The organism is Neobacillus sp. 204 (assembly GCF_046562815.1).
Taxonomy (GTDB): domain Bacteria; phylum Bacillota; class Bacilli; order Bacillales; family Cytobacillaceae; genus Neobacillus.
This window is the reverse complement of record NZ_JBJORY010000008.1, coordinates 60,035-73,158: the sequence shown is the minus strand read 5'-3', so window position 1 is coordinate 73,158 and position 13,124 is coordinate 60,035. Positions and strand designations below refer to the sequence as shown.

Here is a 13,124-nt window from a genome sequence, read left to right as displayed (position 1 = left end):
AATGAACTGCACCCTCATTGTTAGATACACATTCTAACAATGAGGGGTGCATTTTTTTTATGGCTAAATTTTAGGGTCAGACCCCCACTCAGCTGTCTCGATACATCAAAATTTTTTGAGTGGAAAGACAGGATGTTAAAGGATGGGGAATTTTTTATGATCAGAGAGTTACACCAAAAAGGATGGACTCAAACTGCAATCTTGAGAAGTAACAGGGTTTGATAGAAAGACCATTAGGAAGTACATAAATCAGAATCAACTTCCTAAAAAAAAGGGGGATAAAAAAAGTAAAGGAAGTAAATTAGATGAATATAAAGAGTATTTGTTAAAGAGACTTAAAGAAGGAACCACAAATTGTGTAGTTTTGTTAGAAGAGATACAGGCAAGGGGCTATGATGGCCAGATGACAATACTAAGGGAGTTTATTAGTCCCTTTCGTGAAAAACCTAATAAGCAGTCAAGTATCCGTTTTGAAACTCCTCCAGGTAAACAAGCTCAAATGGATTGGGGTGAATTAGGAGAACACGAGATTGACGGTAAGAAACAAAAACTTTATGTATTCGTCATCGTCCTTGGATATTCAAGAATGAAATAGATGGAAATTACAACAACTATGAACATGGAACAACTGATGAAGTGCCACATGAATGCTTTCTCGTATTTTAATGGCGTTCCAACCCAAATTCTTTATGAGGTACCGCCAACATTTTAACGAAAATATACGCTAAATCCTGAATTGCGTCCGACTTAGCGTTTCTCCTTACTCTAAGCTCAAACGACACGATCACCCGACAAACTGAATTAGACTGACTCGTAAAAAAAGCAGTGACGGACTAGGAACTCGAAAGACCTAGACTGCCGCTGCTTTTATTGTGCTAACGTAATCCGTTAGCGTAATCTACTTTAGGAGACAAGGTCATCTAACCGTCTGGTAAACGAGGCCTATGGCTCCAGAATCAAATGTCTTGTTTTCGATAAGTTTAAGATTGATCTTCTCCTTGAGACCTTGGAATAACGGCAACCCGCTGCCGATCAGGACGGGAGAAACCGTAATTTTATACTCATCTATTAAATCAAGCTGCATAAGATAGTGTGCGAACCTAGGACTGCCGAGGATGACCATATCCTTGCCTGGCTGCTGTTTGAGGTTCTTGATCTCTTCCTCGACATCTTCTTTCACCAGTCTGGAATTGTTCCATTCGACTTTCTCCAGCGTCGTGGAAAAAACGATTTTGGCTGTCTTTTCGATCCACTCGGCATGATTCCGTTCATGCTGCGAAGCTGATGGGTTCGAAGGCACAGATGGCCAGTAACTGTGCATCATTTGATAAGTCCCACGTCCCCAAATGACAGTGTCGGCAGTACTCAGAATTTCTTTCGCGTGTTTCTCCAAATCAGCATCGTAGGAAACCCAGCCAATGTCCATTTCACCGTTCGGCCCTTCTACAAAACCGTCAAGCGATGCGTGCAGAAATAGAACGAGTTTTCTCATTTTCAGTTCTCCTTTGTTCATGAGGGATATCTACATTATACATTAACTACATTTTAGCATAATTCAACTTGGGTTGTTTCCCGCTAATTAATATTAGGGGTCGTTAGGTATTTTCAAAGCATATACTTGATGTCCACTAATGTTCGGTTAAGATAAGAATACCGTGTCCGCTAATGTAAATCAAGATTTGGAGGCTTTGCTAATGAGAGAGGCGACCGGAATTTCGGAACAGGGCGAGCAGACGATTCAGGACTTCATTCAAGCTCTTAGCACCCACGAAGATTTGAATCCCAAAACACTGAAAGAGTATGCAAGTGACTTGAAACATTTCATAGGCTGGTTTGAGACAGCCGACCACCAAGAGATAGAGGTCATATATCAAATTGAAGATGTGGCTACTCCAACATTAACACGATACCGGGAAGCTGCCCAAAAAGTAATGGAATTGAAACCGACGGCTTATAACCCGGTCGGAATCCAGGATTCGCCGCGACCCTTCGAAGCCGGTCAAATTGGTTCCGGAGGAAAAGGTAAGCCCAAGACAGATGACAGACAAAGAAGAAGCTGCATTGATCGCTGCGGCTGAGCACAGCGGTTCATGAGTTCTAGTGCCTGTCACGCCCCGGAATTTGTCGAAGATTGATAGGTTTTTAGATAGATAGAGGTGTCACTCTGAAAATATGATGAAGATAGAAAAACCACGCTCTTCAGCGTGGCCTGGTTAGGTCTTTTAATACTTTAATTCTTGAGCTTTATACTGTTTTTCCTTGCTAGGAAGGTAAAATCATGCCCCTTTTCTAGGATCTTTCTCAAACATATAAGAGTTATTTTCCATTCGAACGACCATATTTCTAAATTGTTCTGCAGTTTGCAGTTTATGGTTGAAAGAATAAAGTTTCATTGGGACTGTGATGGTCTGTCCGTTTGTAAATTCTACATTTGTTTGCTGATTGATACTATTCGTTCTTGTGATATGTATAGGATTAAACCATTTTGTATCGTTATGTTTGGAAGATTTATCCAGGAAAACACAAATTCTATGGACAGGATTAACCATGATCGGACACATATTTTTATTTCCCAGGAGCCATCTGGATGTTTCGATGGCACCCCGAAGATTAAAACCAATACATCTGATACTATCATTTAAAATTTCTAGAGGTGCTTTGTCTATGATGAAAGTTCTATTCAGTTCCGTTACAAGTGTGCAAAGCTCCGCATTTCGATCATAAATGCCTGCCATATACATAAAATGCGGATTGATAAGATAATCTTTTTCTATTAACAAGACTTCAACTCCCTATAAATATATTTAACTGAGTACCAGTTAATAAGTTCTTCCCGATTAACTTGTTATCAATTCTCTACTTCTCGATGAATCTCCCTTCCTTTAGTATTTGTAGGACTTTTCACATCATATCCGCGTATTTTTATCGAAAAGATATGATGATATTTAAAGAAATAAGCTGCTACCTTAATAATCATAGCGCTATTTCATTAAAGCGATTACATTGTTGATGACGATTTAATTTTGTGGAATAGTTCCTATATGTCTTTTGAGGTTTCACATTACCGATTAATGATTTATGACGTGATACACAAATGAGGTATCAAGAAGGGGAGTGGTCATAGAGGTAAATAGCACTTGAGTAGTCATAAGGTAGGAAACCTTGTATGAGTATTATTATGTAAAAGAGATTTGTAACAACTAGGAACTGATAAGGGTTTTTTATGGAAAGGGTACTCTTTAATCATCCCTTTCCTCATCAGTATCTATCAAGGTTATTATTTTACTAATATCATCCAAATTAAGCGCTTCAGCAATCTTCTCAATATGGCCAAAGTTAATATTTTTCCGCTTTTGATTAGCTAATTGATTGAGAGCTGCAGGGCGAACACTTGTCAGGCGGGATAATTCTCTCATGGAGATATTTCTTTCATCAATTAATTCAAAAATCATCATTTTAACTTTTTTCCCCATAGCTCCTGACTCACCTGCCTAAAATGGACTCTAAGGAAAAATTAACATATAAAAAAAACCAAAGTGGAACGCTTATGCGTCTCATTTTGGTTTCATTGAGCGGGATATTGATATAATTACATTTTTTGTCACTTTTTGTATCTGCATAATCTTATTGGACTATGCACTCCGTTAACTGGAGGAATTTTTTTTGGTTACTATTAGGAATTAAATACCAGTGCCTGTGCCTGTCACCGCCCGATGTATGTCGAGATTTGTAGATTTTGAGAATCAAGCAAAAAAAGAGTGTCAATTGCATCAACTAGATAATTCTACATTATTTGTAATCGGCGTGGTCGGTGCTGCCTTACTCGCCTGTCAATAAATTATGAATAACAAAGTCGTTTATAAAAAAGTAAGAGCAGCCAATGCTTTTACTTTTTTTAACTTTATAGAGTACTTTTTATATAGGAGTTTCTTCAAATCGTTTTTAAGGGCGCAATGCACTGTCACGGCACGAAAAATTTTGTTTTACAGATATGTAATTTTCATTCTTGCTTGGCAGCTGAGTTCATTATCCATCGAATGCTGCAATCAATTCATATAGATCCTTGATGGCAAGATACTCTTTTTTTTATTTCCTAATAAATTATAGTGGTGAAAGGTAGAATTATTCGCGAAATTGTCACGCCCCGGATTTTGTCTGATTACAGCCATAAGAATGTACCATTTCTGTTATGTTTGTTACCAGCGATTGCCACTAGATTTACCACTTATCGCCAATGCATTTACCAATGGGTAACGTCAGGAATCCGAATTAACAACGTTAAGAATTTTGAAAGATAAAAAAGCCTAATCCCATTGTATTTTTAGCGAGGAATTAGGCTTATGATTTTCCACAAACGGGCGCTTATCTATAGTATCCAGCTCAAAAAGTTGAAAGAATGCACCTTTTATCGTTGATTACATGTAGTCATAGATACACTTTTTCAGGGCTTTACTTGAGCCCCCTGTGGGTACAATTGATCCTGAAGGCTGTAGCAGTTTTTCCATCAGGCAACGAGCCTATCTATCACACCTACCGCGCTTTCGCTTACTGTCCTTGAAGTTTAGTCTGGAAGAAGTACACTTCCACACTAAATTTCAAGGTTGTTTCTTTCTCCAGTTACCCAAGTCCATTTTCCATACCATTGAATACGTTGAATACTATAAAAAATAACTGTATATAATGTTTCCACAAAGTTACAAATCTGATCGTTTTTGTATCATTACATACGTTAAACACAGTAGAAAAACATACTATAGATAAGCACCCTATAATGGAATAACTAAAACATGGTCTCAATCTTTAAAATTAATTAATTTCTTTCCCATTTATCTTTAAAAATAAGATGTTCTAAAGAACGCCTTTTTTCCCAATTAGCTAATTCTAAAATAGGTTTATCTGGATAATCATTAGTATAACCAATAGAGATAAGAGCAATAGGATCAATATGTGGTGGTATTTCTAAAATGTCTCGGATATCATTCTTCTTATAAAAACTTACCCACCCCATCGCAAGTCCTTCAGCACAAGCTGCTAACCACATATTTTGAATAGCACATGCTGTTGATAAAATGTCTGTCTCAGGAATTGAATTTCGTCCTAATACATGTGAACCTCCTCTTGAAGGGTCACATGTTACACAAATAGTTATAGGAGCTTCTTTTAATCCTGCAACTTTTAAACCAAGGAACTTCGTTTCCTTTTCCCCATCATAATGAATAGCTAATGCTTGTCTTTCCTTATCTGCTGCCCAAGCTAATTTTTCTTTAACTTCATTAGAGGAAATTAAAATAAAGTTCCAAGGTTGCATAAATCCTACTGAAGGGGCATGATGGGCTGCATTTAATATTTTATGTATCATGTTTTCTGGGATAGGCGTTGACAAAAAGCTTCGAATATCTCTCCTGTTATAAATAACTTTATAAATAGAATCTCTTTCTTCATTAGTAAACATAAAATTTATCACCCTCTACTTTACTTTAATATCTATTTTAATCTTATATCATTTTTTACTATCCTGCTTAAGTTAGTGAAAAAAGAAAAAGAGCCATAACTTTTATATCGGGGACGATATCAAGACGCTTCGCAGCTTCTTATCATCATTTCAAAAACTGTTTAATAGTATTTACAGACTATGACCTGAACTAATATATTCTAATCATTCATATCTAAATAATGATCTTCTCATAAGCCATAATATCGATATTTCATCGATTTTAGATACCAAAAATGATTACAGCTAATGAAATGTACCATCCTTGACATAGTTTTTACCACTGAATAACAAAAAGTGTACCAAAGAATGACAGACTATTTACCACTTCAAACCTTCTGGTGATAAAAGATAAAAAACATAGTTTTGAGAAACAAAAAGCAATAGATTTTCAATAAGACCAGTATTTTGCAAACGGGCCAGATTATAGAGCAGCTTTCTTTAAAAAAAATTGGTTTTTTATAGCCATACACCCATTCTTTTAAATATGGGCTTGTAGATCTAGTTATTAAACCAGCCACAAAAAGGAATATTACATAGGTTAAGTCTAACATTACGTTTTTAAAATGAGGAGAATAAGCTATGCACCAGTATTGGTATGTGAATTCAAAGGGGAGCGGGAAGCTATATAATAACCAATTTTCAGTACCATTATATTCATCACAGACCCAGTTACCCAATCTTGGAGGAATAAATGGTCTTGGGATTCCCGAGGGTTTGAGTGGTCGAGTCTATCCTGCTGGGTGGAAGAGTCCCGGGGGTTTAAAGGGTTTTGATTGTATGGAACTGCCTGCTAATTGGACTTCTTCCGCCCGCCAGGTGAGTTTGACAGTACAAGAACCTTCTTCCAGTTGGACAACACTGGCTGACAATAAGGGCTTTTCACCCCATGGACACAACGGGAATTCGGTGCCGTTGGTGGATCATGACGATTGGGAGGCGAAGATGCAGCCAACCAACTGGCCGCAACCGGCTGACCATGAGGGTTCCACGTCTCAAAAACAACTCGGAAATTGGGTGCCGCCGGTCAATCATGACGATTGGGAGTCACATGAACAGCCTGACAATTGGCCGCAGCTCCCCGAACATCCGGATGTTATGTCCCAAGAACAAAAAGGAAATTGGCTGCTGCCGGCCAATCCTAACGATTGGGAGTCACAAGAGCAGCCTGCCAACTTGCCGAAGCTTCCCAAACATCCGGGTTTCATGTCTCAAGGACACAAAGGAAATTGGTTGCCGCCTGTCGCTCCTAACGTTTGGGAGTCACATAAAGAGCCTACCAACTGGCCGCAGTTTCCCGAACATCCAGGTTTTATTTCTCAAGGACAGTCCACTCCTTGGGCGCAGCCGATTAACCATGCAGGGATGTTCGCACAAGGACAGCCTCTAGGTTGGGCTCCATCAGCCAGCCATGCGGGTTACAATTTCCAAAAACAGCCCTTCCCTTGGGCGCAGCCGGTCAATCATGCGGGGATGTTCGCACAAGGACCTCTCGCCGCTTGGCTGCCGCCGTCCGTCAATCCTTTTGGCTTTAACGCCAGTGGGCAGCAGGCGAAGTGGGGCGGTTTTGGAAACCCTGCAGGCTGGGGCGGACATGTAAATCCCCTGGGATGGGGGAATAACAATGGTAATGGTCAGCCGGGAATGCTTGGAAGCTTACTTAAAGCGGGAAAAGGCACCATGAATGGAATGGGAATTATTAGTAGTCTAATCGGTGTGGGAAAGTTCCTATTTTAAATTCAGAGGTCAGACCCCCACTCAGCTAAAGTTTACCCGTTAAAGATGATAGAGAAGAGAAGAGTTCTAGTGCCTGTCACGCCTCGGATTTTGTCGAAGATTGTTAGACTTTTAGATAGATATAAAATGAAGTTGCCACTGAATAAAACAGTGTATAAAAGCTTGCATATTTTAGGCTCTTTAATTTTATTCCTTATTGTGTTAACTGCCTTTGTAGTTGAAGAAGGGATTCAGATGTTATTCTTACTAACTATTTGCATGACGGTCATGGGCAATTCGTGGCTTTTCCATCCATTCGAATTTTGCGAAACCACAGATTATGGAAGAACTTCCGTCTTTTCATATGAGACCCATAGTGCAGCGCCATCAAAGGAATGGTTTTATCAATCTATACTTACTCATTAGCGTAAAAGGTAATGGAAAAGCACTTGTGAAAATTTTCGAGCACAAGTGCTTAGGACTTTTTATTCTTTAATTATTGCCTTTCGTTCTTCCATCTGAGGCGGTTCTTCCATCCATCCATTCTTAATCATTATCTTTGCCCCTTTATGGGCATATTCGAAAATATCTTTCGTGAAAACAGTCATTTTTGCTGCCAAGTCATTCCGTAAACTAAAAGCAGTTCCTACGGCATTGCCCCCCATAGAAAAACTGCAAAGCATACTGGTACAATACATCATGAGCTTATCAGAAAACGGAGCAACTGTTGAACGCGTCGCATTTCCGCCCGAAGAAGCAGGTACTCGAATACCATCTTCGAGAAATATTTCACTCATCTCTTTAACAATACTTTTGGCGAGTTCTACTCCTTGTGCAAAAAATTTCTTTACTTCAGAATTATTGGCACATTGGGCAAAACCAGTAATCATTTGTAACCCAGTAAAATTTACTTCGATCCCATGGTAAACATAAGCAACTTCTATTGTATTTAATGTTCTTTTGTTACCTATTTTAGTAAATGGATTCATTCCAGCCAAATAGTCTGTTTCTTTTACAAATTCAGTCGATTTGGGCATAGAAACATAAGGAGACCGAGCAATCATCCCTTTTTCTATCAAATACTGTGTGCAAGCATTGTAATATGCTTGGGTAATTGCGGTAAGTTCTTTGAAAAGCATGACAATATCTTCACGATATGACATGTTTATATTTAGCGTATGTAATCCCATACTAATTTCTTTTAGTAAGCGAACAAACATGATGTCAAAACCATTATCATATAGCTTTGGAACATCTTTATTTACATCTTCAGAAGTAAACCCGATTGGGATTACAGCTCCTTCACTTTTGAAAATGTTTGTTATTTTGCCAATATATATGTCTATTTCAGTGTATAAATCAGTCATGATTTTTTTTGCTTTTTCGTCGTCAGCTTTTTCAATAAAGTATTCTAACATTCGCAAAATCATCGTTTTCTCTTGGTATGTAAGCCATAGAACACCAAGTTCGGATGACGTAATAGCAGGTCTCTCAGGCATAATGCATTCCTCCTATGTTTTTCTTCTTTATTTTGCTCTAAAAATATTACAATATCCTAAAGAAATTTACTTATTTTACCTTAATCCCGGGCCAGTAGGGTCAGACCCCCACTCAACTTAATCTATCCATCTTAACCGTCTTCTTGGCGTTTTTTTGTGAACTTTGCATCAGTTCAGATTGAACGAGCTCATTCTTTCATTCTGACAAAAATAAACAACCACAAGCCCCTGCATTCATGTATGGGGTAAAAGTAACGAATGCCAGCGGTGACTATGGGGCAGATCTGTTACTTAATAGGATGGAAAAAAGATTGTTGTTTTTCGAACCAATTTATTCATTAAGTTCTACCGAAAGGAATCAGATTCGAGCGCGATTGGCATTGGATTAATCAAAGCTGTCCGAATGGGCCACAGGTTCTGACACAGCAATAAAGTTAATTAAAAGAGCCTATTGAAATGAAATGCTGCTGTCACATCAGAATAATCTGTTTGAAATAATTACATCCTCTTTTTGTTCTATAATGTGTATGATTGCAAGTATAGAATTTTTGAATGTCCTTTACTAAGGAATATTCAATAGAAAGGGAATGTTTAAATGGATTTATGCACAAATTGTGGTGAAAAATTATATGAGTCTAGTAAATTCTGTACATACTGCGGTTCGAAGGTTGCAAAAGATAATAAGAACATGCCCTCAATTCTAAATACGCGGATTGAAAAAAAGAAAAGTCGTTCAAAAACGAGATTATTAGTTGGAGTCGGATCGATTATAGGTTTGCTGCTTGTTATAAGCGTTACCTTAATGGTTAAAGATTTTAATAAGCCTGAACCAAAATCGAATTTAGCGGCTACAAAAACAATTGATCAATCAAAAGATAAAGATGTAGAAAATATAGATCAATCTAGTTATGATCACCATTCAACTGAAGATGAAAGTCATGAAAGTTCAAATCTTTCCTCTTCAGATCATATTTTGCCTGCAAGTGATAAAAGGGTGATGAGTGAAGAAGACATTGCTAATTTTACAAAAAGGCAGCTGCGTTTAGCCAGAAATGAGATCTACGCGCGTCATGGGTTTATCTTTAAATCTCAGGATTTGCAAAAATATTTTTCGAGTAAATCGTGGTATCATCCAGACCATTCCTTTGATGGCTCTTTAAATGAAGTAGAAAAAGAAAATGTAAATTTCATAAAGGCGAGAGAAGACAGTCTTTAGTGAAAATTATCGTAAATACCCGCGCCGTAGCAAACAACAAGCAAAAGGGTGGTTCGCACAAATAACTAACATTGACAACCACCACCTTGACGATAGCAGTTGCATGGAGAAGTGTTAGAGCACTTCTCCTATTTTATTATATATCCTTATAATCCATAGTCTTTAATAATATATTTTTTGTAGAAAAATGCCTATAGAAACTTATGGTCGTGCCGGGACGTATGTAGTAGTATAGGTATAACAAGTGGTTCTTTATAACGAATATAAAGGAGGGATAGCGTGCGTAATAAAGGGATTTTATCATTGGTTACAGCAGGGTTATTAGTTTCACCTTTGTCTGTGGGCATTGTTAAGGCGGAAGGAAATGAGTATGAATTATCAAAGAAATTAATTGAACGTCATGTTGAAAAGCCACTCCAACAAGGTATCATTGATTCTCATACGTTAAATCAACTTGAAAAAGAAGTAAAAGGTTCTCAATCTTATTCAGCAAAAAGTTTTAATAAAATGGGTGCTGCGAGTAGTAGTATATCTAGTAGTGAAGAAGATTATTTGTTTGAAACGGAGTACAACGATGAATTTGATTTTGCAAATGTTACTTCATATGAAAAACCAACAATTGGTCAATTACTTCCTTTGTATGATATAGATATTCATAAAGTAGTCGTGCCTAGGGATGGAATTTTATTAGTAGCTGGAGGCACTAACACAAGTGCTATTGATCTAGGATTCGCTGTCGTGCAAAAGGATTTTGTTGAGAATGATAAATTAGTATATTTAGGCTCTGAATATGAGGAGGACGGGTTTGAATACCAAGCGTACCAAGCTAAAGGTGGTACATACTACATCGGTGTTTTAGACAATGATAACGACTTCTATGACGATAATACAGAATCAGATCTATATGTTATCGGAACTTATTTTGAAGACAATGTTGCGCCAAATAGGCCGAGTGTAAACAAGGTTGATAATAATGATACAGTTATAACTGGAAAGGCTGAACCTGGATCTACCGTTATTGTCAAAAGTGGTAATATAGTACTAGCAGCTGCCAATGCAGCGTCTAATGGAGTTTTCTCAGTAAAGATAGCTGTTCAAAAAGCAGGCACAAAGTTAGCAATCACAGCTAAAGATAGCGCTGGAAATGTGAGTGCAAGTGCGACAGTAACTGTTGCAGATGTAATTGCGCCGAGAAAGCCAACTATTAATAAAGTAGATGACAACGATAGAAAGGTAACAGGGAAGGCTGAGGCGGACTCAAGAGTTACTGTGAAAGTAGGAAGTAAAACCCTTGGTTCAGCTAATGCTGATTCAAAAGGGAACTACTCAGTAAAGATAAAAGCACAGAAAAAAGGAACTACACTTGCTGTAACTGCAAAGGATAAGGCAGGTAATAAAAGTCAAAAGAGAACGATTAAAGTTGTAAAACATTAAATCTAATAAATGAGTCAAGGATTAATTCCTTGGCTTTCTCTGTGCCTGTCACGCCCCGATATTTGATAGTTCAATAGTTTTTGCAACGAAGAAAAAGCATTTTACCAGTTGGACAAAAGGCTGCGGGACTCGGCTACTAACATAGGTATAATCTAATGTTGACGGTTCTTCATAACGTTTATTTATCTTTTGATTGTTAGTTTTTAAAAGATTACTAGTTTCTTTAGGATGGTTCGTTTTTTCCACTTTGGGCGGTTCATTTGGTGGAAAACGATTAAACTGGTATAAGTTGCTGGACTGCGAACCGTTTTCGTTCGGTTTCAAAGATCGTGATGATCCCCAATTCCTTTGACTTCAAAATCGTTCGTTTAAATATAGACCGTGAAATGCCGTGATCATGGTATTGTTCATGAATCGGCTTTAGGATCGTCCCGATCTTCGCATTGCATACCCCAGGGAGCTTGGCTGCAAACCGCACCAGCCTTTTTAATCCGACCAATTCTCCTTTAGAAAAATCATGCTTGTGTTCTACTAACCACATCTCCATATGATGATTAAATTCCTCAAGGGAAGTGAATTGAGAGAACTTCTTAAATCCTTCCGATATTACCCGATTTGATATCCGCCATTTTATGACACCCTTCCATTGCTAATCTGTAGCCCACATTCACGGCACTTTTATGATATGGGTTCGGCGGAGTAAATCGAATTCCACTTTTTCATTTTTGCAGGCATTTTTAGAGCGAAACGTCAAAAAAAGGCTTCAAAAATGATATTTGCAGGCGATTTTGCTTTTTATCGTTGAAATTGGGGAAATTTAATCGGTTGTTGACACAAGAGACCCAAAACGATTATTTTGCTACTTTGTATAATGTAAGTAAATAGGAAATCAGGAAGATCTATTGGGACTTTCTGATGATCTGGTGGAAATATCTTGGGGGTGATTACAGCCAACAAAATGTACCATCCCGGACATAGTTTTTACCACTAAATAACAGAAAGTGTACCACTGAATGACAGATTGTTTACCATTCCATATCTTTTGGATGATCAAAGATAAAAAAACCATATTTTTTAGAATCAAAATGTTATACCTGCTATTCAAATTTAATGGTTTTTCCATTAGATCAGTCTTCCGCAATCGGGCCATATTCTTGAATAAGAGAAGAGTTATAGTAAGTGCAACGAAGCTCTAAGTTATTTAATTGATGTAAGGTTAATTGAAGAGGAAAAACGGAATTTGAAGCGAATTTTTTAATGTCTGAACAGAGTATTTAGCGAAATTATGAGATAGATTATGAGTTCTAAAAAGGAGGAGAAATATGCAAATAACTAAACAGTGGAATCAAGAAGATAGTGATTATATTCGAAAAAAGGTAATTGAATATAACCTTTTAATACTACCTGATGAAGTAAAACAACCATCATTGAATGTTAGCTATATACTTAGAAATGAGGATAGAAAAATTGTTGGGGGGATTACTGGAACGATATTCTGGTACCATTTACATATTGATTATCTATGGGTCGACAATTCATTGAGAGGTAAAGGTTACGGTAAAGAGTTATTAAATCATATTGAGAAAACAGCAAGAGAAAAAAATTGCAGACTAATACTATTAGATTCTTTTAGCTTCCAGGCACCAGACTTCTATCAAAAATTTGGATATAATGTTGTTGGGATAGTAGAAGATCACCCAAAAGGATATAAACAGTATTTTTTAGAAAAGAAATTATTCTAAATATTTATAAAATGATCTTCAGTTAA

At 37.4% G+C, this 13,124-nt stretch carries 12 protein-coding genes and 1 pseudogene; 7 read left to right on the top strand and 6 right to left on the bottom strand.

The features are described 5' to 3' along the window. Positions 1-132 precede the first annotated feature (132 nt). Positions 133-694, top strand: a pseudogene (istA, locus tag ACJ004_RS17275) (IS21 family transposase); the annotation flags it as partial. Positions 695-916: 222 nt separating this feature from the next. Here istA and ACJ004_RS17270 read toward each other — a convergent pair. Next, entirely contained in the window at positions 917-1,492 is a 576-nt protein-coding gene (locus ACJ004_RS17270; RefSeq protein WP_056639975.1) for a dihydrofolate reductase family protein, read from the bottom strand. A 202-nt stretch (positions 1,493-1,694) separates the two neighbouring features. On the opposite strand from ACJ004_RS17270, the gene ACJ004_RS17265 reads away from it, so the two are divergent. Next, a complete protein-coding gene (locus ACJ004_RS17265; protein WP_410894387.1) occupies positions 1,695-2,078 on the top strand; it encodes a hypothetical protein in 384 nt (127 codons plus the stop codon). Positions 2,079-2,276: 198 nt separating this feature from the next. Here ACJ004_RS17265 and ACJ004_RS17260 read toward each other — a convergent pair whose 3' ends face one another. The 3 genes from ACJ004_RS17260 to bluB form a co-directional block, all read right to left on the bottom strand. Continuing rightward, positions 2,277-2,780, bottom strand: a complete 504-nt coding sequence (locus ACJ004_RS17260; protein WP_410894386.1) for a competence protein ComK — start codon at positions 2,778-2,780, stop codon at positions 2,277-2,279. Between the two features lie 459 nt (positions 2,781-3,239). Continuing rightward, positions 3,240-3,473, bottom strand: a complete 234-nt coding sequence (locus tag ACJ004_RS17255; RefSeq protein WP_410894385.1) for a helix-turn-helix domain-containing protein — start codon at positions 3,471-3,473, stop codon at positions 3,240-3,242. Between the two features lie 1,337 nt (positions 3,474-4,810). After that, on the bottom strand, positions 4,811-5,452 hold the full coding sequence (gene bluB / locus ACJ004_RS17250) for a 5,6-dimethylbenzimidazole synthase (RefSeq protein ID WP_410894384.1): 642 nt from the start codon (positions 5,450-5,452) through the stop codon (positions 4,811-4,813). 621 nt (positions 5,453-6,073) lie between these two features. Between bluB and ACJ004_RS17245 the strand changes: the two genes are divergently transcribed. Next, the gene (locus ACJ004_RS17245) at positions 6,074-7,228 is read left to right on the top strand and encodes a hypothetical protein (RefSeq protein WP_410894383.1); all 1,155 of its coding nucleotides are present in this window, start codon (positions 6,074-6,076) and stop codon (positions 7,226-7,228) included. 45 nt (positions 7,229-7,273) lie between these two features. After that, positions 7,274-7,633 (top strand): hypothetical protein, encoded by a 360-nt coding sequence (locus ACJ004_RS17240; RefSeq protein ID WP_410894382.1) that lies wholly within the window; start codon positions 7,274-7,276, stop codon positions 7,631-7,633. Between the two features lie 59 nt (positions 7,634-7,692). On the opposite strand, the gene ACJ004_RS17235 is transcribed toward ACJ004_RS17240, so the two are convergent. Then, entirely contained in the window at positions 7,693-8,706 is a 1,014-nt protein-coding gene (locus ACJ004_RS17235) for a DUF3231 family protein (protein ID WP_410894381.1), read from the bottom strand. A gap of 595 nt (positions 8,707-9,301) precedes the next feature. On the opposite strand from ACJ004_RS17235, the gene ACJ004_RS17230 reads away from it, so the two are divergent. Next, positions 9,302-9,922 carry a YARHG domain-containing protein gene (locus ACJ004_RS17230; RefSeq protein WP_410894380.1) on the top strand — a complete coding sequence of 207 codons (621 nt, stop codon included), beginning with the start codon at positions 9,302-9,304 and terminating at the stop codon, positions 9,920-9,922. Positions 9,923-10,201: 279 nt separating this feature from the next. Further along, positions 10,202-11,356, top strand: a complete 1,155-nt coding sequence (locus ACJ004_RS17225) for an Ig-like domain-containing protein (RefSeq protein WP_410894379.1) — start codon at positions 10,202-10,204, stop codon at positions 11,354-11,356. A 274-nt stretch (positions 11,357-11,630) separates the two neighbouring features. On the opposite strand, the gene ACJ004_RS17220 is transcribed toward ACJ004_RS17225, so the two are convergent. Beyond that, positions 11,631-11,897: a hypothetical protein gene (locus ACJ004_RS17220; RefSeq protein ID WP_410894378.1), complete on the bottom strand. Its 267-nt coding sequence runs from the start codon at positions 11,895-11,897 to the stop codon at positions 11,631-11,633. A gap of 781 nt (positions 11,898-12,678) precedes the next feature. Between ACJ004_RS17220 and ACJ004_RS17215 the strand changes: the two genes are divergently transcribed. Then, entirely contained in the window at positions 12,679-13,098 is a 420-nt protein-coding gene (locus ACJ004_RS17215) for a GNAT family N-acetyltransferase (protein ID WP_410894377.1), read from the top strand. Positions 13,099-13,124: the final 26 nt, after the last annotated feature.